The 19,709-nt window shown below is 58.8% G+C and carries 13 protein-coding genes; 6 read left to right on the plus strand and 7 right to left on the minus strand.

Annotated elements, in window-relative coordinates; genetic code table 11:
• The first annotated feature begins 40 nt into the window (after positions 1–40).
• Positions 41–6,634, plus strand: a complete 6,594-nt coding sequence (locus AB6729_RS13045) for a choice-of-anchor D domain-containing protein (RefSeq protein ID WP_371082056.1) — start codon at positions 41–43, stop codon at positions 6,632–6,634.
• On the opposite strand, the gene AB6729_RS13050 is transcribed toward AB6729_RS13045, so the two are convergent.
• Positions 6,635–7,828 carry an NAD(P)/FAD-dependent oxidoreductase gene (locus AB6729_RS13050; protein ID WP_371082057.1) on the minus strand — a complete coding sequence of 398 codons (1,194 nt, stop codon included), beginning with the start codon at positions 7,826–7,828 and terminating at the stop codon, positions 6,635–6,637.
• 21 nt (positions 7,829–7,849) lie between these two features.
• Between AB6729_RS13050 and AB6729_RS13055 the strand changes: the two genes are divergently transcribed.
• Positions 7,850–8,137, plus strand: coding sequence for a hypothetical protein (locus tag AB6729_RS13055; RefSeq protein WP_371082058.1), 288 nt, complete (start codon positions 7,850–7,852; stop codon positions 8,135–8,137).
• A gap of 82 nt (positions 8,138–8,219) precedes the next feature.
• Here the strand turns inward: AB6729_RS13055 and AB6729_RS13060 are convergent, their stop codons facing one another.
• Positions 8,220–8,768 carry a gluconokinase gene (locus tag AB6729_RS13060; RefSeq protein ID WP_371082059.1) on the minus strand — a complete coding sequence of 183 codons (549 nt, stop codon included), beginning with the start codon at positions 8,766–8,768 and terminating at the stop codon, positions 8,220–8,222.
• A gap of 151 nt (positions 8,769–8,919) precedes the next feature.
• On the opposite strand from AB6729_RS13060, the gene AB6729_RS13065 reads away from it, so the two are divergent.
• A complete protein-coding gene (locus tag AB6729_RS13065; RefSeq protein WP_371082060.1) occupies positions 8,920–9,768 on the plus strand; it encodes a glutaminyl-peptide cyclotransferase in 849 nt (282 codons plus the stop codon).
• A gap of 10 nt (positions 9,769–9,778) precedes the next feature.
• Here AB6729_RS13065 and AB6729_RS13070 read toward each other — a convergent pair whose 3' ends face one another.
• The 3 genes from AB6729_RS13070 to AB6729_RS13080 form a co-directional block, all read right to left on the minus strand.
• A complete protein-coding gene (locus AB6729_RS13070) occupies positions 9,779–10,933 on the minus strand; it encodes a putative nucleotide-diphospho-sugar transferase (RefSeq protein WP_371082061.1) in 1,155 nt (384 codons plus the stop codon).
• A 2-nt stretch (positions 10,934–10,935) separates the two neighbouring features.
• Entirely contained in the window at positions 10,936–12,459 is a 1,524-nt protein-coding gene (locus tag AB6729_RS13075; RefSeq protein WP_371082062.1) for a lipopolysaccharide biosynthesis protein, read from the minus strand.
• Positions 12,460–12,540: 81 nt separating this feature from the next.
• A complete protein-coding gene (locus AB6729_RS13080; RefSeq protein ID WP_371082063.1) occupies positions 12,541–14,580 on the minus strand; it encodes a M13 family metallopeptidase in 2,040 nt (679 codons plus the stop codon).
• Positions 14,581–14,691: 111 nt separating this feature from the next.
• Between AB6729_RS13080 and AB6729_RS13085 the strand changes: the two genes are divergently transcribed.
• On the plus strand, positions 14,692–15,516 hold the full coding sequence (locus AB6729_RS13085) for a DUF5666 domain-containing protein (protein ID WP_371082064.1): 825 nt from the start codon (positions 14,692–14,694) through the stop codon (positions 15,514–15,516).
• A gap of 360 nt (positions 15,517–15,876) precedes the next feature.
• Here the strand turns inward: AB6729_RS13085 and AB6729_RS13090 are convergent, their stop codons facing one another.
• Complete coding sequence (locus AB6729_RS13090) at positions 15,877–17,205, minus strand: sugar MFS transporter (protein WP_371082065.1); 1,329 nt, start codon at positions 17,203–17,205, stop codon at positions 15,877–15,879.
• Positions 17,206–17,316: 111 nt separating this feature from the next.
• The gene (locus tag AB6729_RS13095) at positions 17,317–17,874 is read right to left on the minus strand and encodes a MerR family transcriptional regulator (RefSeq protein ID WP_371082066.1); all 558 of its coding nucleotides are present in this window, start codon (positions 17,872–17,874) and stop codon (positions 17,317–17,319) included.
• Positions 17,875–18,302: 428 nt separating this feature from the next.
• Here AB6729_RS13095 and AB6729_RS13100 point away from each other — a divergent pair, with 428 nt between their 5' ends.
• Both AB6729_RS13100 and AB6729_RS13105 read left to right on the plus strand, forming a co-directional pair.
• Positions 18,303–18,923, plus strand: coding sequence for a hypothetical protein (locus tag AB6729_RS13100; protein ID WP_371082067.1), 621 nt, complete (start codon positions 18,303–18,305; stop codon positions 18,921–18,923).
• A gap of 48 nt (positions 18,924–18,971) precedes the next feature.
• Entirely contained in the window at positions 18,972–19,676 is a 705-nt protein-coding gene (locus tag AB6729_RS13105) for a hypothetical protein (protein ID WP_371082068.1), read from the plus strand.
• Positions 19,677–19,709: the final 33 nt, after the last annotated feature.

The following is a 19,709-nucleotide window of genomic DNA, read 5'->3' on the forward strand; positions in this document are numbered from 1 at the left end:
GAGCATGGTGCGTTGCCAGCAATTGGAATCACCACAGGCCATGCGTGCGCGAACGGCGGCGGAAGAACCTGCCGCGGCTGCCCGCAGGGCAAGGGCGTTTGTCCAGTCGCATCAGATGGCGCAGGGGGATTCGCCTGCAGCGGCACTGGTATCGGCAAAGGCGCAACAGGTTGGTCTGGTTCAGGCACAGGCTACTTCGCTGGCAACGCCGTGGATCGCGGTCGGTCCGGTCCAGGTGCAGTCGCTGAGTTATGGGCTGGTTACAGGGCGGGTCACGTCGCTGGCGCTGGACCCGAATGATGCCAGTAACAACACGCTGTATGTAGGGACTTCCGGTGGTGGTGTCTGGAAGAGTACGAATGCTGCTTCCAGCCCGGCCAGCTTTGCACCGCTGACTGATACGCTCTCCGTGTTTTCGCCAAATGCCGGCACGTCGGCAATCCCTTCACTGTCCATTGGCGCCGTCTCTGTGCAGCCGGGTGGCACCGGTGTGATCCTGGCGGGAACCGGCGACCCGAACGATGCGCTGGACAGCTACTACGGTGAGGGCGTTCTCCGGTCGACGGACAACGGCCAGACGTGGTCATTGATACAAACGGCAGGAAGTGCTTCGTTCGTGGGTGAGGGCATTGCCGGGTTTGCATGGAGTACCTCGTCTCCGCAACTGGTGGTGGCGGCGGTATCGGCGTCGGCAGAGGCTGCGAATGTTCGCGCCACCAACTATCCGGGCGTGCGCGGTCTTTATTACTCTGCGAATGGAGGTCAGACGTGGACGCTTGCCACCATTCAGGATGGCAGCACCATCGTGCAGAACCGTACCACCAGCTTCACCAGCTTTCGCGGCAATGCAGCTACGTCTGTCGTGTGGAATCCCATCCGCAAGAAGTTTTATGCGGCGATTCGTTTGCACGGCTATTACGAATCCAGCGACGGTGTTACGTGGACACGCATGACGAATCAGCCCGGCGTCGGACTGACGACGGCAAACTGTCCCTCGCGTCCGGGTGATTATGGTCTGCTGTCCTGCCCCCTCTTTCGGGGCACGTTAACCGTGCAGCCCACGTCGGGCGACATGTTTGCTGTAACGGTCGATTCGAACAACGGTAGCCAGGGTTTATGGCAGGATGCCTGCGCGAAATCCGGCACGGCTTGCGCGTCCACAACGGTGGCGTGGGCAACAAAGATTGATACCTCCGCCGTGGAGAGCGGTGGCAGCATTCCGCAGGGCGATTACAACCTGACGCTGGCAGCGATTCCTGCAGCCACATCGCTTTCCACCAGCGACACGCTGCTTTTCCTGGGAACATCGGATCTGTATCGTTGCAGCTTGTCCGGCGGATGTTCGCTGCGCAATACGACCAACGCAACTACAGGTTGTGCGGCTCCTGCTGGAGTGGCTCCTGCGCAACATGCAGTGGCGTGGGGCGTGAATGCGGCGAACTCTGCCACGCCCACCATGTTCTTCGGCAACGACGGTGGTCTTTGGCGGTCGCTGGATGGTGTGCGGCAGCAGGCAGGCGTATGCAGTGCTGACGATGCCACGCACTTTGACAACCTGAACGGTTCGCTGGGGTCGCTTGCGGAGGTCTCGGGAATGGCATCGGATCCAGCCGATGCGAGCGTGCTTCTTGTGGCGCTGGGTGCCAATGGTAGCGCCGCGAGTACGACTTTGGCTCAGGCCTCTTCCATTGCGCCGTGGACGCAGTTGAATGCTGCTGAAAGCGGTGTGGTGGCGATTGATCAAGGCAGCGGTCGCAACTGGTTGTTGCAGGCAGGCGCGGGCGTGGCCCTGCACGCATGCACCAACGGAAAGCTCTGTACCGCGACGGACTTCAGTGGCCCCGCGACCATCGGATCTTCGCAGGTGAGTGGAGACACATCGCTTACCGATCCACCTGTTCTGCTTGACCCCGGCTTGAACACCAATGCGCTGGTGGGCACATGCCGTGTGTGGCGCGGGCCGGAAGATGGCGGTGGCCTGTGGAGCACCTCAAACGCGATCAGTTCGCCGATGGGCAGTACGGTACATAGTCCTTGCAATAGTAGTGATACGACGATTCGTTCCCTGGCAGCAGGCGGACAGGCGAAGTTCAGCAGCGCATCGCAGAACAGCGGTTCGTCCGTTCTGTATGCAGGGTTAAGTGGCACGCTGGATGGTGGTTCTATCTCTGCGGGGCATATCTACAGCACGACATCGGCTTCCACTGCGGGATCGTCGACTGCGTGGACCGATCTGACCACGAACGCCGTCACCAATGACACCTCTCGCCGCTTCAACGCAGGTGGTGTGGATGTGTCCGGCATTGCCGTCGACCCCAGTGACCCCACAGGCTTGACGGTCTACGCGACGATCCAGGGCTTTGGCTATCCACATGTGTATCGCTCCACGAACGGCGGTGCCACATGGCTGAATATCTCGGCGAATTTACCGAATGCACCGGCCAATGCCGTCACGGTTGACCCGAATAATCCGGCGGTGGTGTACGTTGCGATGGACACGGGGGTGTACGTGGCGCAGGATGTGACCACTTGCGTCGCAACAGTGACCGGAACCACGGGGGCATGTTGGAGCGTCTACGGTACGTCGTTGCCGAATGCGCCGGTGACATCGCTGTTTGCCTCACCGGGTATCAGTATCCCCGGGAGCTCCATAACGGGTGTGCTCCGTGCCGGCACTTATGGTCGCGGCATCTGGCAAGTCCCCCTGCTCACAGCAGGTCAAATAGGCGCTCCGGCAGCAACGTTCTCGCCTGGGTCGCTCACATTCGGCACCCAGGCTGTGAGTACGGCCAGTGCATCGCAGACAGTCACACTTAAGAACACTGGCACAGCCGCCATGCAGATTACAGGCGTGTCACCCAGCGCAGGATTCGTGGAGACGGATACCTGCTCCGGAACTTCGCTGCCGGTCAATAGCACGTGTACCCTGACGGTTAGTTTTGCCCCTGTCGCTGCGGGGAACATCACGGGCACAGTGCAGGTGACGGCGAATCTTCCGGGTGGCTACGCATCCGTGGCGCTTGCCGGAACTGCTACAGGCGTGGCGAAAGTTTTGGTTTCGCCAACGTCCATCTCCTTTGGCGATGTTGCGGTGAACGCCGTTTCCACATCGCAGACGATCACGGTGAGCAATGCCAGCACTGCTGCAGCAACACTGAATACGCCGGTCCTTACTGCGGATTATCGTGTGACTGCCAGCACCTGTAGTACCACGTTGGATGCAGGCTCGACATGCACGTTCGCTGTTGCCTATGCGCCAACAGCGGATGGCGCCAATAACGGCAGTCTTACGCTGACAAATAACGCTGGAACCAACACGATATTTCTCAGTGGCAATGGTGTTGGTACAGCGAATGTTGTGTATTCTCCAACGTCGTTGGTCTACCACAGTGCGGCCATTGGCTCAGCGACGGTCGCCCTGTTCACCATTTCGAATACCGGAACCGCGTCCAGCACGTTAAGTGGTCCGGTATTCGTGGGAGATTTTCGCGCACATAGCAATACCTGCGATACGGTTCTTTTTGCCGGACGCAGTTGTACGATCATCGCCTATTTTGTTCCTTCGGGAACCGGAGTCCGAACGGGCAGCATGACCTTTGTCGACAATGCAGGAAGTCACTCGATTGCGTTGTCTGGATTGGGGCTGATCTCTCCATCGCTTGTGATGCCTCTGCAGGTCACCTTTCCCACGACGAATGTGAACAGCACGTCTCCAAGCCAGATCATCACCGTGACGAACTCCTCGGGTTATGGAATGAATCTTGGGATCACGCAGGTGTACGGAGATTTCGGTGTCACGGCAAATACCTGCACCGCGGCGATCAATGGGATTTTAGGCGCAGGTGCTTCCTGCCAGCTTACGGTGGTTTTTTCACCCACTGTGGACGGACAGCGAAATGGCTTCATCACCATGTCCGATACGGCGTCGAGCGGTGCCGTTGCGACCACACTGCTGAGTGGCACGGGACGCGGCACAGCGCAGGTAGCTGTTTCGCCTTCCACGCTGGCGTTCGGTAATGTGGGCATCGGTAGTGTCAGCCCGGCGCAAACCGTGCAGATTGCGAATTCCGGAACGGCTGCACTCGCATTGAATGGGCGAAGCATCAGCGGCGATAGCAGCTTTCATATCGCCGCAGATACCTGCGGTTCCTCCCTGGCGGTGGGTGCAACGTGTGCGTTATCCATCACCTTTGCTCCGACTGTTTCGGGTAGTCGCGCCGGAACGCTCGCCTGGACGGATGGGCTGGGGACGCGCACAGTTACTTTGAGTGGAAACGGGCAGGGACAGGCTGCGGTATCGCTGTCGCCAGGCGCTGTTGATTTTGGGACGGTGCTGCTGGGCCAAAGTGCAAGTCAGACGATCACCGTATCAAATACGGGAGATGCATCGATCGGTCTTGCGAGCCCGGCAGCAACCGGCGACTTCCGCGTTACCGCGACTACGTGTGGCAACAGTATTGCCGCAGGCGCCACCTGCACTGTCACGGTTGCGTTCGTGCCCGCCGCCAATGGTGCGCGCGCTGGAACGATGTCGCTGGCAGACAACGCGAGTACGCACACCGTGGCATTAACTGGAAGCGGTAAAGGAAGTGCATCGCTGACGTTTACGCCTTCCTTGCTCAGCTTCAGCAATACTACGGTGAGCAATACTTCCGCAGCGCAGACCGTAACCTTTACGAATAACGGGACAGCTGCAGCTACGCTTGCTGCGGCAACGGTCAATGGCGACTTCCGTATGGCCTCGAACACCTGTGGCAGCAGCCTGGCCATCGGAGCATCATGCAGCATTGCGGTTGTCTTTGCGCCGACGGCATCGGGTACCCGTTCCGGAATCCTCTCCCTTGCCGATGCGGATGCGTTGCATTCCGTTTCCTTGCAGGGAACGGGCGTAGCTGGAACGCTTGCCGTATCGCCCGCCTCCATTGCGTTTTATGACACCGCGCTGAATACCACCACAGCCGTGCGCAATGTTGTGCTGACCAACAGTGGCAACAGTTCGTTAAGACTGGGCAGCATCACGGTGACAGACGATTTTGCCGTGAGCAGCAACTGCAATGGTGTCTCGCTCGCCGGTGGTGGTACATGCACACTCTCCGTGACATTCACACCGAAGTCAGCAGGCACGCATGTCGGCTCTATCTCCATCCCAAGCGACAGCAATGGAACTTCGGGCAGTGTCGCTACCGTGGCTCTCACCGGCAATGGCAAGAGTGCATTCAACATTACGTTGATGCCAACGTCCGTCGATTTTGGGACGCAACTTGTTGGAAGCACCAGCGCGACCGCGAACGTTACCGTGTCCAATACAGGTACCAGCGGTGGCGCGCTGGGCAGCATCTCCGTATCCGGCGGTGACTACAGCGTGCAAGCGAACACTTGCGGGACGTCTCTGGCATCGCAGGTTGGCTGCACCGTTTCTCTCGTCTTCAAGCCCACGGCAAGCGGTTCGCGAACCGGAACGCTCACGATTGTCAGCGACGCAGGAACACAGATCGTTCCTCTTGCGGGTGTGGGAACCGCTCAAGCCACCGATACCCTTTCTACATTGGCGCTCAGCTTTGGTCAGCAGGTGGTGAATACAAACAGCGCATCGCAGACCATTACCGTTACCAACAACGGTGATGTTCCTCTGACGTTGCTGAGTGCACAGATACTCGCGGGTGATTTCAGTGCAGTGAATGCGTGTGGCCCAACATTGCCGGCGCATGTGTCATGTGCTGTCAGCGTAGCGTTTGCTCCCAAACATTTAGGAGCTTTGACTGGCGTTTTACAAATAATCGATGTGCAACGTGCGCAGACGGTTGTGCTCAACGGTACCGCGATTGCCGGTGCGGGTGTTTCTCTTTCTCCCTCCAGCCTGACCTTTGCAAATACTGGTGTCGGTACAGTGGGTACGGCACAAACAGTGACACTGACCAATAATGGCGGCGTGCCACTGCTGATCTCTGCCGTCGCGGTGACGGGAAACTTTGGCATTGTCTCTGGCAGCAGCACATGCACTACCTCAGCCGCGATTCCTGTTGGTGGCAGTTGTTCTATGGCCATTGCGTTTCTTCCGGATGGTGCTGGTGCGCGCACGGGCAGCGTCGTCATCACCAGCAATGCAGCCACGCAAACGACACAACTTTCCGGCATGGGAATCGACTTTAGCTTTGCCGCGACCGGTCCAAGTTCTGTGACCATCAGCAATGGCCAGAGTGCGGCCTATGCGCTGCTGCTGCGACCGTCTGTGAATACCTCCGATGCGGTTGCGTTTGCATGTTCCGGAGTGCCTGCTTCTACCAAGTGCACCATCACGCCGCAGTATCGTGATCTCTCTGCGACGGGCACTGTGACGGTGACGTTGTTAACGGGTACCACTGCAAACGCCATTAGCGGCACAACGCTGTTTCTGTCGCTTGTGCCACTTCCGTTGTGGTTCCTGCGTCGAAGAGTTACACGTGGCATGGCCCTTGCGTTCATGGCGATCACCGTTCTTGCAGGCGTGCAGGGCTGCGGCTCTGGCAGGAAGATGGTGGACGACGGCTCCTCTGGCGGCAGTGGCACCACGCCGTCGGGCAGCTATACCATCACCGTTTCTGCAACTGCTGCAGGTGTGACGCATACTGTGCCGCTCACACTGAAGGTGCAGTAGCTACAGTGCCATTGCTGCAGCATGGGCGCTGGCCCATGCCCATTGAAAGTTGTAACCGCCAAGCCAACCCGTCACGTCGACAACTTCGCCGATGAAGGCAAGCCCTGGTATCTTCTTCGATTGCATCGTTGTGCTGTCCAACTCTGCTGTGCTGACGCCGCCTGCGGTGACTTCAGCCTTGGCAAAGCCCTCTGTTCCTGCGGGTGTTACCGGCCACGCGTGCAGCCGTTCTTCAAGCCTGGTGATGGAGGTGTTCTTCCAGTCTGGCGGGGCATTTTCATACAGCCATCGTTCCGCCATGCGTTGCGGAAGATGAGCACGCAACAGCGCAAACGCGGTGGCATCATCGCGACGGTAATTGGCTGTGAGCATCGGCGTGAATACATCTGCTTTCGGTGCCAGATCAAATAGCACTGCTTCGCCTGGTTGCCAATAAGACGAAATCTGCAATACGGCAGGGCCGCTCCATCCACGATGCGTGATGAGTATCTTTTCGCGAAACTCAGGTGCCGCACCCTTCTTGCGTGGTGCGGTGGTTGCAATCACTTCTGCGGACAATCCCGAAAGATCGCACCAGCGTTCGCGTTCCGTATCACTCAACGTAAAGGGAACGAGCGCCGCGCGCGGTTCCACAATGCGCAGGCCGAAGCTGCGTGCAATGTCGTAACCGACCCCGGCAGCTCCGAGCTTCGGGATGGAAAGTCCACCGGTTGCCACCACTACGTTGCGCGATGTGAATTCGCCTGCGGAGGTATGCACGCGAAAACCGCCGTCGATCGGTTCCACACGCTCCACGGCTGTTCGCAGTTTTGTCTCCACATTGCTATTGCGGCACTCCGATTCCAGCAGCGAAACCATCTGTTGTGCGCTGCCATCGCAAAAAAGCTGTCCCAGGGTTTTCTCGTGATAGGCAATGCGATATTTCTCCACCAGCGCGATGAAGTCGCGCGGTGTGTAGCGTGCCAGGGCGCTCTTGGCGAAGTGTGGGTTTTCGCTGAGGTAGTTCGCGGGGCCCGCATGGATATTGGTGAAATTGCAGCGACCGCCACCGCTGATCAGGATTTTTCGTCCTGCGCGTTCGCCTGCTTCCAGTAGCAGCACACGCAGGCCACGTGCGCCAGCCTGCGCCGCGCAGAACATTCCAGCGGCTCCTGCGCCAAGCACAATGCAATCGTAAGTAGGCGTTGTGGACATCTGATCTTTATCCTATTGGGAATGCAGTTACGCCGTTATATTCCCCCGGCACGTGCAGCGCGTTCCGCTCCGCGTGCAGCCACCGTTGAGCCAGGCACCACAAACCACCACGGTCAGACCGTTGTGCGCAAGGCATCGCGTGCCGTGAATGATCTCCCCGGCCAAAGCGTTTACGTGCTGCGCTGCAAAGGCTGTGGGCATGAGTACGGTGAGGCGGGTATCCGCGTGCATCAGCGCAAATGCCCGGTGTGCGATGGTGGCAAGCCCGGCCTGCCTGTTCCGGCAGAAGAACCCACGCTATTCGGGTGAATACATTCGTGCCCGGAAGGGTTCGAATGCGGTGGCGGTGATGTTTCAGCTGGGATTCTTCGCTCCACTCAGAATGACCGAGCTATGCGATGGCTCCCACTTCGCGCAGTTTCGCGTTCAGTTGATCCAGTGATTGTTGCGCCGTTCCGGCGACGGAGATGTGCCATGCCTCGTCTTCGGAAGGATCTTCCAGCGTTGCCAACTGGCTGGTGAGCAGGTTCGGATTCATGAACTCATGCGCGCGATGGTGCAGGTGGTCTGCAATGGTTTCTTGCGGCGCGGTCAGCACGGCGAAACGCACCGTGTCCAGCGAAAGGTCACCGCGAAGCACATCACGATACGCAGCCTTCAGCGCAGAACAGGCCATGATCATGCCCTCGCCGCGCTGGGCGTATTCGTCAATCTTGCCATGCAGAATGGCCAGCCACGGTGCACGGTCGTTGTCGTCCAGCGGATGTCCGGCGGCCATCTTCGCCTTGTTTGCTGCGGGATGAAAATCGTCGCCGTCCAGGAACGGCCATCCCGTCTCCTTCGACAACATGGTGCCCAGTGTGGTTTTGCCGGTGCCACTTACACCCATCAGGATCAGGATCACGGTGGTAAGACCTCTCTGCTTTCTATTGTGCGGCATCTATGGGATTGCATCCACCCCGGGGGCCGCGCAGGGCTTGTTATGCCCTGGAATTACCAATGTCTGCGTCCTCCGTCGCGCCGGAACACGCTCCACCCGCAACGGAAGCTCACACAAAAGGCATAGCAGGCTCTAATCTGTTGTCGTGATCATGCGTTCGTTTTCCGCCCTTCTGCCCGCCGCCGCCTTCCTGCTCGTGTCCGCCTGTGGATGCAAAGCTTCCGCGCCATCTGCGGCCCCTACCGATGCCCCGAAAGCTGTTGCGAAGGTCGCTGCAGCGCCTGCTGCTCCTGCCACGGTCGCGCCGGTGTACGGCTACAGCGTCGTGGCAAAGTATCCGCACTCCACAGATAGCTATACGGAAGGTTTTCTGTACAAGGACGGCAAATTTTATGAAGGCACCGGCATGGAGGGCCGCAGTGGCATCCAGGTGCTGGATCCGGCTACGGCGAAGGTGTTGCAGGAACGGAAGATGACCAACAATTTCTTCGGCGAAGGCATTGTGGACTGGGGCCCGAACATGCTGCAGTGGACGTGGCAGACACACATTGGTGTGGTGATGGACCGCGCCACGCTGAAGCCGCTGCACACCTTCACCTACACCGGGGAAGGATGGGGCATGACGCGTGACAGCAAGCGTCTGATCACCAGCGACGGCACGGCGACACTGCGTTTTCGCAATCCGGAGACGTTTGCGGAGATTGGCCACATTGACGTGCACGATGGAGATAAGCCGGTGGAGCAGTTGAATGAGCTGGAGTACATCAACGGCGAAATCTGGGCCAATGTGTGGCACCTGGAACGCATTGCGCGCATTTCGCCGAAGGATGGCAAGGTGATCTCGTGGGTGGACCTTACCGGCATCCTGCCCGCAACGGAAAAACGAGATGATGAGAGTGTGCTGAACGGCATTGCGTATGACGAGGCGAAAGGCCGCATCTTTGTCACCGGCAAGCAGTGGCCCACCATCTTCGAAATCAAGGTTGGAGCGAAGAAGTAAGGAAGGATTCCTAACTTGTTGGGAGTCCGAGGGCCTTTCGCAGCTGCTCTATGCTTTGACCCTGCTGATGGAAGTGTCGTACCACGCTGCCGGTATGCAGCGTGCGTGATACCAGCGACGGATCGGGACAGGCAAACTGAACACCAGCGGAGCCGAAACGCATCGCGTTGGCTCCGTTTGTTTTTTCCACTACGCCATCCGCTACCAGTAGATGATTCAGCGCGAGCTGATCGTCGCGTTCCACCTGCGTTGCTGCGGCGAAGCGATCCAGCAGTGTTTGTGCGGCAACCGTAGGCCTCCACAGCATGAAGCCACAGCAAAGAACAAAGCCCAGCGCCCGATCCACGTCCATGGGAATGCTGTGATCCAGTTGTGCAATCACATCCGCATCTGGAAGCGAGGCAAGCAGAGGAAGCACGTCGCCAACGGGGATCGCATCCAGATCCAGCACCATCACGGAGTGGCCTGCTGCAATCAGTGCGCGCAGGTACAGCGCACGCACCAGCCACAAAACACCGCGTGTCTTCGGATGCAGCTTGCCTTCGTTCCACGCAAAGAAACGGCGGCAATCTACGACGTGCGTGTCCTCGTATGTCTCCGTGGCGTGCAGTGCGGCGTCATCCATAGCCAACACCACAACACGTGAACCAATGTGCTTTCGCACCTGTTGCATCCACAGTTCAAACAGCGAAAGATAGCCTCCGCTTAGCGGTACAAGAACAATGGGTGGGCCATTGCTGCTGGCGGCAATCGATTGCACCTCATCGCGGATGTGCGCCTGGAGTGAACCGTCTCGCAACGTATCGGAGAGAGCGCGTAACTTGTGGGCTGTGTCGGCAACGAAGACATTTCCTGCAGCGGTCGCGTTTTTTTCCGCGTCTTCCAGAAAGTCATCGGCCAGGGTCGGTTCTTCGATGCGCGTCGCCATCTCGGCGAGTTCCAGAGTGAGTTCGGGCGAGCGTTCACCATTGTCTTCCACAATGCGCCGAAAGAGAGCATGTACGCTGCCGGGCCGTATGCGGTGCGACAACATCAACGCATACGAAAGCCTTCCAATGGAGTGGCGATCCAGCTCACGCAGCGGTGTCTGTGCCAGCACCACGGCTGCGGGATACCACAGGTGCATGCGTGCCAGCAGCTTGCTCAGTGCCACGCCAGAGCGCATGACTATGCGGCCTCCGTGGGACGATTGCGCTGGAAGCGGCTCATCAGGATCACACGCAGTTCATCCATGCGGAAGGTGGCATACGCTGCCACAGCCAGCAGCAGAGTGGATACAAGCGCAACGCCGGTGGATACTGGCAATGTCCAGTGTGCGGCTGCAATTGCGGGGAATGAAGTGAGCGCGAATGCGGCCACGATGAAGATCACAAAGCGACGTAGCAGACTGTTGTCGATCATTGCGTCATCGGGAAAGAGCTTGTGATTCAGATAGACCACATACGCGGTCTGCAGAACCTCCCACACCAGCCACGTCATAATGAATCCGGCCACGCCCCATGTGCGCATGGTGAATACCGAGATGGCAAGCATGATCGCGTAGCCAATGAAGATGCGTGTCGACAGCTTCTCATGCTCGTTGCTTGATGACTGGAACTGCGTCTTGTGTTCCTTCAGGCCCAGCACGGCAGAGACGATTGCCATCTCAATGCAGAGATAAGGATGGTAGTCGATGCGGTCATGCAGCCACAGGTGGAACAGCAGCGGACACATCAGCAGGCTACCAATGCTGACCACCGGAATCAGGAACAGTACCACGCGTTCTGACAGATCATAAAGTCGCCGCAGTTCGCCCCAGTCGGACTTGCCGACGAGCATCGTAATGTCTTGCCCGATGACATTCGATGCCATGGAAAGAATCTGTCGCGACATCTGGAAGACCACGCGCACCAACGAAAACAGCGTGACCATGGAAGGGCCAAGAACCCGCTGAATCACAATGACAGGGCCTTGCCATGTGAGGAATCCTGCCATGGCAATCAGGCCGAAGTGGCCACTGGGTTTCAGCATACGGCCCACTTCCGCCCAGGAACCATCGCGCAGTGAAGGCACCAGTACGCGCTCTGTATGGCGCAGATCGAACAGTGCATACACCGTGAAGATCACCAGCGTGGCAAGCTGCAACGCCGCTAGCACCGGGAACGAACTGCGCATGGCCACACCCACTGCCATGCTGATGATCCAGAGAAAGCGCTGCGCGCTGGAGATGTAGTTGCCGCGATGCAGGCGGCCCACGGCCATGTAGCTGTTCGTCAGCAGGCTGAAGAACATATTCAGGCCAATCTGCAGGATCAGCAGATACATCGTGAGAGCCGCGGCCTGCGGACCAACGTGGCGCAGCTTCAACATGCTTGCCACTGGAATCACGAAGACAATCAGACCGCCGACCATAAACACGAACAGCACCAGCAACAGAAGACGGAAAGCGCTTGCCTGAATCGCTTTTGCGCCGGGAATGTCGCCGCGCGTGAACAGGATGGTCATCTGGTTGTTGGCATAGGTCTGCACGCCGTAGTTGAGCGTGCCCAGATAGTTCACGCTGGCGCTCAGCGCGATCCATTCGCCGTAGACTTCCACGCCCTGTCCGTAAAACTTCAGAAAGAAGGGAGGCACTAACAGCTGCATCAGCACGGTTAGTCCCTGGCCAAGGAAGGCCGTCACCAGCAATTGCAGGATGCGCTTTAATCTCATTGTCCCTGTTAGTTTATCCGCACCAGAAGAAAGGGGACGCTGCCAAGCAGCGCCCCCTTGTTGCAGTACGATCAAAAACGGTTACCAGATGCGAATGCGGTCCTCCGGTTTCAGGTACAGCGCATCGCCGGGTTTTACACCAAATGCGTCGTACCACGCATCCAGATTGCGCACAGTAGCGGCGCGATATTGGCCCGGCGAATGCGGATCGCCAAGCACCTGCGCACGCAGTACATTCTCGCGCTCCAGTCCCGCATAGTTCTGTGCAAATGCGATGAAGAACTGCTGATCGCCGGTAAGCCCATCGACCACCGGTGCGGATTTGCCCTTCAGCGATGCGCGATAGGCATCGTATGCGGCCTGCAATCCAGCCACGTCTGCAATGTTTTCGCCCAGTGTTTGCTTGCCATTTACGTGCAGGTCCGGAAAGGGCGTATAGGCGTCATATTGTTTTGCCAGTGCCGCGGTGGATTCGTTGAAGTGCTTCAGGTCTTCCTCGGTCCACCAGTTGCGCACGCGTCCTTTGCTGTCAAAGGCTGCGCCCTCGCTGTCAAAGGTGTGTGAAATTTCATGACCAATCACAGCGCCAATGGCGCCGTAATTGGCAGCATCGGTGCGCGCGGGATCAAAGAATGGCGGCTGCAGAATTGCTGCGGGGAAATTCAGTGCGTTGTCCAACGGCAGATTCACGGCATTCACTGTCTGCGGTGTCATCGTCCATTCCTTGCGGTCTGTCGGTTTGCCGATTTGCGACAGCGCGTATTCATATTCAAAGCGGCTCGCGCGCCACACGTTGCCGAAGAGGTCGTCCGGCTTGATCTCCAGCGCTTCATAGCTGCGCCACTTCTCCGCATAGCCGATGCTTACCTGTAATGCATCGAGTTTGACGATAGCTTCCTTGCGCGTTGCAGGCGCCATCCATGTCAGCGTCTCCAGCCGTGTGCGGAAGGCCGTCATCAGGTTTGTAACCATCACCTGCACGCGTGCCTTCTCTTCCGGTGTGAAGTACTTTGCGGCATACAGCTTGCCCACGGCATCGCCCAGCCTGTCGTCCACCAGCATTACCGCACGCTGCTGGCGTGGGCGTTGTGCCTGTGTGCCGGTTACGCCTTTCACAAATTCGAAACGCTCATCGGCAAATGCCTTTGAGACGTAGGAGCCGTACGCCGTGACCATGTGCGCGATGAGGAAGTCTTTCCACACGGCGATGGGCTGCGATGTCACAAGATCGCTTTCCGCAGTGAATGCGGCCGGTTGCCACACAATGAAAGTCTTCTGATGCTCCAGCCCGGCGGCGGCGAAGTATGTCTTCCAATCCAGCCCCGGCGCTTTCTTTTCGAAGTCTTCTACAGTCCACGGATTGTTGGCGTGTTCGATATTTTCGCTGTCGGCCAGCGACACCTGTTTCTGCGCAATGGCGGTTTCCAATGCGAGCACAGCCGTGGCGCGCTCGGCTGCGTTTTCGTAGCCCAGCAGGCGGAACACGGCGGTCAGGTGCTTGCTGTAGGCGTCGCACACCTGCTTCATGCGCGGCGCATCGCTCAGGTAGTAATCGCGGCTGCTCAGGCCCAGGCCACCCTGCAGCAGATAGGGCGCATAGTGGTCCGGGTCGTTAAAGCTGGGCGCTACCCACAGGCCGAAGAGATTGGCCGTGTGATAGTTCGTGTTGTTCAGCGCGTCCACATCGTTGCGCAGAGAACGGCCAAGCTGAACGGCCAGTTCGTGACGGTCCTTGATGGCGAGCAGGGGTTTCAACTGTGCGTCAAGCGCTGCGCGTCCGTGGGCTTCGATCGCCGCTTCGTCCATATACGAGCGGTACAGATCGGCAATCTTGCGTCCTTCAGAGCCTGCGGGAGCGCGTTGCAGTTCAGGATCGGTAACGATGGCGGCGACGAGTTTCTGTGCGCGGTCGTCCAGCATGGAGAAAGTGCTGACGGAACTACGGTCGGCCGGGATGGTCAGCTTCGCGAGATACGTGCCATTGGCGTACTTGAAAAAGTCATCCCCGGGTTTGGCCGCCTTGTCGATGGCGAAGGTGTTCACGCCGCGCTGCTGTGCGGGAACAACAAAAGGGCATGTCGTGAGCAGGGCCGCGAGTGCAGCCGAAAGGAATACTTTCATGAAGAGACTCCAGCCACACATTCTATGCCGCTGCGCTGCAAATGCATTTTCGCGCGCCCACCGCGTCTTTCCTATCGCCTTCGCGTCTGTACATGCAAGAGGATGTTCGTCATGAAAACGCTCTGGAAGTCTGCGGTACTGTGTTCTGCGCTCACGTTGTCCACGCTCGCCTTGGGGCAGAACGCCACCAGCGGCGGGGATCAACAGCCACAGCAGGATTCGCAAGGGATGCGAAGTGGCCCCGGTGGTCCGGGTGGACGCCGCGGCAGCGCAACGCGCGGCACCGTGGCATCGGTCAGCGGATCGAACATCGTTGTGAAGGATGAAGCAGGAACCACCTGGACCATCGTCACCACGGAAAACACGCGCGTGATGCGTGGCCGCGAGCCGCTGGCCGTCTCCGGTATTCAGCCGGGTGATGAAGTGATGAGCATGGGCTTGCCCGACGCGGACAAGCACGAACTGCACGCCATGATGGTGATGGATGTGCCTGCCGCAGAGGTTGCGAAGGCCAAAGCCAACCTGGGTAAGACCTACATTGTGGGACGCATCACGTCCATCGACGAGACGAAGCTGACCATTATGCGGAGCGACAAGGTTTCGCAGACCATTGCGCTGGATGAGACCACCAGCCTGCACAAGGGCGGTCGCATGGACCCCGCAGCCATGCAGGCAGCGGGGCTGGACGGCGGCATGATGGGCATGGGCGGCGGTGGTGGCGGCATGGGACCGGGCAACCGGAATGACGGCGGGAACCGGTCGGCCCCGAATGCCGCGGGAGAAGCCATTACGTTGGCGGATGTAAAGGTGGGCGACAGTGTCATCGGTCTTGGTTCTGTGAAGGGCGGGGTGTTTGTGCCGACTGATCTGCGGGTGCAGGAGCCGCGTGCAGGAGGTCGCCGGAACGGTGATGTGCCTCCTCCTCCGCAACAGTAGGCATCGTATCGTCATCACTTCAGTTTTCCGATGTGCCAAAGCGTCGTCATCCTGAGCGGAGCACGAAGTGCGGAGTCGAAGGACCTGCTTTCTTTGGAGCTCTTGGGAATGCTGGTAAGGTTCCCATGCTGGTGCGAAGAGTGCTGCTTCCCGGAGCGTTGTAGTGGGAGGAGAAGAAAGCAGGTCCTTCGGCTTCGCTCAGGATGACGCGCTTTGCGCGTATGAGCTTCGCTTAGGCTGATGGAACTTTGTTCGTTTAGGCTGATGGAACTTTGTTCGTTTAGGGTTCGCCTGGAAGAACAAACCCCGCCATGACTTTGTCATGACGGGGTTATCTGTAAGTTTTGTTGTTAGAAAGTGTTACGCCGGATCGATGCGCAGACCCGCCAGCGGATCGGTGTGGATCTGGCGGCGCGTCGTGGCAAAGCCGTAGATCGCAATGTACACATAGCAGGCTGCGGGAATCAGGAAGGCCTTCTGATAGCCCACGTGATCGGCGAAGTGGCCGTAGACGTAGGGAATAATTGCTCCGCCCACAATCGCCTGCACCATCAGGCTGCTGCCTTTGCTGGTCAGTTCACCCAGTCCGGCCAGGCCCAGCGTGAAGATGCTGGGGAACATGATGGAGTTGAACAGGCCCACCGAAAGTATGGTGTACATGGCAACGTGGCCGCTGGAGAAGACGCTGGACAGTACCAGCACAAACGCCACCATCGCGAAGATGCCGAGCAGGGTGCCGGTGCGTACCTTCTGCAGGATGGCCGAACCGATGAAGCGTCCGATCATGGCTCCCAGCCAGTAGTAGGAGACGTACTTGGCAGCAGATGCTTCGCTGAGGCCGCCGATGTTGGACAGGCCGAAGTAATTGATGAGGAAGCTGCCAATGGAAACCTCTGCACCCACGTAGAGGAAGATGCCCAGCGCGCCGAGCCACAGCCACGTCTGGTTCCAGATGCCGGGGCCGAAGCCCGCGATGGGACGCAGATCAACGGTGAGGTGCTCCTTGCTGTCGAGCCGCACGGTATACAGCAGGACGGCCAGCAGAATCAGGATGCCGGTGATCACCAGATACGGTGTCGTGATGGTGGATGCCTGCTGTGCGCGATACGCTGCCAACTCCGCCGGTGTGAACCTGGCGATGGTTACGGCAGCGGCAGCACCCACACCCGCCAGGATGGTGTAACGGCCGATGATGGGCGCAATGAAGGTGCCGAAAGAGTTGAATGCCTGCGACAGATTCAGGCGGCTGGAGGCTGTTTCTTCCGGGCCAACGCTGGCAACGAAGGGATTCGCCGATACCTGCAGAGCGGTAATGCCCGCAGCCAGAATCACCAGTGCGCCCAGGAAGAGCGGATACGAGGCGAGGCGTGCCGCCGGGATGAACAGGACCGCACCCACAGCAGCTACGGCTAGGCCGGTGACCATGGTGTATTTGTAGCCGCGATATTCCACCAGCTTGCCCGCCGGAAGAGCGAAGAGGAAGTACGAACCGAAGAACGCTGTCTGAATCAGTGCCGACTCCGCAATGGAGAGCGAGAAGATGCTCTTCAGATGGGGAATCAGGATGTCGTTCATGCAGGTGAGGAATCCCCACATGAAGAACAGCGTGGTCGCGATGGTCATCGCGCGGTAATCGGTCTGTGTGCGGCGGAAATGATTCGAGCCGGAGGTGGGGGCGGCAAAAGCCATCGGGCGAGATCTTCTTTCGTGTAAGTCCGCGGCGCTGCTGTGCCCGGCTGTCGCTATTGAGGTTAGCGCACACGGGGCGGCTTTCGCATCCATGTTTGCGGGAAAGAACCGCTATTCGCCGCTGGAATCGTTCGGCTGCGCAAAGAGTGGCGGCGGCATTTCCAATATGGAACGACGGCGTGGTGCAACGGAGAGTCCACGATGCGGTGCGGCATGTGTGTTGCGCTGCCCCGGCGTGGGCTGATCCAGCAGTGAGGCAATCTCATTCAGGTCAGAACGCAGTTTGCGCAGCCGTAGCGCCGTGGTGTCTTCCGCAGCCACCTTCTTCGGAGGCTGAGTTTCGGCAACGGGTACTGGCTCAGGACGCTTCGCATCGGATTTCAGGGCCTGACGCGCGCCGGGGATGGTGTAGCCCTCGTCGTAGAGCAGACGGCGGATTTCGGCAAGCGTTTCCACGTCACGGCGACGATAAAGTCGTTGCCCGGTGCCGCCTTTACCCGGTTTCAGCTGCGGAAACTCCGTCTCCCAGAAACGCAGTACGTACGGTGGCAGATCCAGCAGCCTGGAGACTTCACCGATGCGGAAGTAGAGTTTGTCCGGAATCTGCAGGGGCGCGACGGATTTCGGCTTCCGCTTTGTGTCCGTTCGCGTTGTCTGGGGAGATGCCAAAAATGCCTGCTCCGAGTGCCGTGTTTGGGGTCAGTGTAGCTCTCGCAGGTGCGGTTTGCGCGGCTTTTTTGCGGCAGGGAACGGCTGTGGTTCCTCTTGCCGTGGCGGAAAAGCGAGAAAAAAAGGCCCCGCACTGGCGGGGCCTCGCTCATGGACAGGAACAGCGGGCAGTCGAGATTCCAGGCGCCACGTTGGTTTGCCTCCTGGGGCCGTCTCCCTGACGAAAAGACCCCGAACCTACTATGCCAACGCTACGGATGGGATGGACTTCACCAGCCACACTAAATATTGGGGTAAGGTATCAAGATTGTCAAGAAAATGGTGCAATTTTTCTGTGGACAAAATCCACAGGGAACCGGCAGGGAAAAACAGCCGTATTCTTCCCATGGATCGCCGTCGTGCTTTTTCCGCGGCGAGGAGGCTCTCTCATGCATGCACGTATTCGCCTGATTGCCGTAACTGCGCTCCTTCTGCCGCTGGCTGGCTGCTTTATCCAGACGAAGAAGGATGCTAAGGGCAACGAAAGCAAGGTCGATATTCAGACACCACTCGGTGGTATGTCCGTCAAGACAGACAATGCGGCGGTGTCCGCGAAGCTGGGCCTTCCGGTCTATCCCGGCGCTATGCCTGAGAAGAAGAAGGACGACGACCAGAACTCCGCAGACGTGAATATGAACTTCGGTCCGTTCCATCTGCGTGTACTGGCGCAGAGCTATGTCTCTACGGACAGCCCGGATAAGGTGCGTGCCTTTTATCAGAAGGCGCTGGAGCAATACGGGGACGTGATCGAATGCCAGGGCAAGCACCCGGTGAACGGTTCGCCTTCGCGGACGGCCCAGGGGCTTACCTGCGACAGCGACAATCACATTGCAGTGAACAGTGATGAGAAGAACAAGATCAATGTCAAAGTCAACCAGACCGAACTGAAGGCCGGTTCCAAGTCACGCCAGCACATTGTGGGATATGAGGCGAGGGACGGTGGCACAAAGTTCGGCTTGGTGGCGCTGGAACTGCCTTCAGACGGCGACGACGCGAAGCAGGCGAACTAACTTTACGGTTGCCGGACAGAGCCCTCTGAAACGCGATAGCCTTTGTATATGACGGAATACTGTGCTCGCTGCGGAGCCGCGCTGCCAATAGTCGAGGGTTATACGGCAGCGTTCTGTGCGGCCTGCGGCCTGCCGCAACTGCGTGTCGCTTCTGAGGCCGTTGTTGTCGTGGAACCGCCATCCGGGGAAGCCGAGCCCGGCAAGCGGTCGGATCGCGCGACACGGCTGGATTGGGCGATCGCTCTGCGTATGGTGGCCGTTGTCGGTGCCGTAGGGGCGATCCTGCCAAGCCTGCTGCCCGGGGCTGTGGCTATCGGTTCCGCCGGAGGGTTATCGCTTCTGGCTATGCCGCTGCTCACGGTGGCTGCCGTTACGCTCTATCACCGCAGCCGTCCACGGCGCGAAGTCTCGCCCATTATCGGTGGTCGGCTGGGTGCCACGCTGGGCCTTATGGTGGGTGCGTGGATCGCGTTTCTTACGGGCGCGGTGGGGTTTATCCTGCGCTATCGTTACCATTCCACTGCCATGGATACCGCCCTGCAGCAGGGCTTTGATTCCATGATGGTGCGCATGCAGGAGGCTGGGCCGCAGCCGCCGGAACTGGTTGGATTTATCCGTTCGCCGGAGTTTCTGGCGGGGTCGTTCCTGATGGGACACGTCTTTAGCATCCTGCTGTTGGTGATTACCGGAACGGTCTGCGGCTGGTTGGCCGGGGCGCTGCTGCGTTCGCGTCGCCAACGCCTTACACAATAGAGCCAGTTATGCCTTTTGTGAGTGCTTCCGCTG

The sequence above is a fragment of the Terriglobus sp. RCC_193 genome, assembly GCF_041355105.1.
In the GTDB taxonomy this organism is placed as follows: Bacteria; Acidobacteriota; Terriglobia; order Terriglobales; family Acidobacteriaceae; genus Terriglobus.

Bases quoted from the DNA above. Each gene is read 5' to 3' on its own strand.
- AB6729_RS13045 (WP_371082056.1), top strand. From the start codon at position 41: ATGCGTGCGCGAACGGCGGCGGAAGAACCTGCCGCGGCTGCCCGCAGG.
- AB6729_RS13050 (WP_371082057.1), bottom strand. From the start codon at position 7,828: ATGTCCACAACGCCTACTTACGATTGCATTGTGCTTGGCGCAGGAGCC.
- AB6729_RS13055 (WP_371082058.1), top strand. From the start codon at position 7,850: ATGCAGTTACGCCGTTATATTCCCCCGGCACGTGCAGCGCGTTCCGCT.
- AB6729_RS13060 (WP_371082059.1), bottom strand. From the start codon at position 8,768: ATGCCGCACAATAGAAAGCAGAGAGGTCTTACCACCGTGATCCTGATC.
- AB6729_RS13065 (WP_371082060.1), top strand. From the start codon at position 8,920: ATGCGTTCGTTTTCCGCCCTTCTGCCCGCCGCCGCCTTCCTGCTCGTG.
- AB6729_RS13070 (WP_371082061.1), bottom strand. From the start codon at position 10,933: ATGCGCTCTGGCGTGGCACTGAGCAAGCTGCTGGCACGCATGCACCTG.
- AB6729_RS13075 (WP_371082062.1), bottom strand. From the start codon at position 12,459: ATGAGATTAAAGCGCATCCTGCAATTGCTGGTGACGGCCTTCCTTGGC.
- AB6729_RS13080 (WP_371082063.1), bottom strand. From the start codon at position 14,580: ATGAAAGTATTCCTTTCGGCTGCACTCGCGGCCCTGCTCACGACATGC.
- AB6729_RS13085 (WP_371082064.1), top strand. From the start codon at position 14,692: ATGAAAACGCTCTGGAAGTCTGCGGTACTGTGTTCTGCGCTCACGTTG.
- AB6729_RS13090 (WP_371082065.1), bottom strand. From the start codon at position 17,205: ATGGCTTTTGCCGCCCCCACCTCCGGCTCGAATCATTTCCGCCGCACA.
- AB6729_RS13100 (WP_371082067.1), top strand. From the start codon at position 18,303: ATGCATGCACGTATTCGCCTGATTGCCGTAACTGCGCTCCTTCTGCCG.
- AB6729_RS13105 (WP_371082068.1), top strand. From the start codon at position 18,972: ATGACGGAATACTGTGCTCGCTGCGGAGCCGCGCTGCCAATAGTCGAG.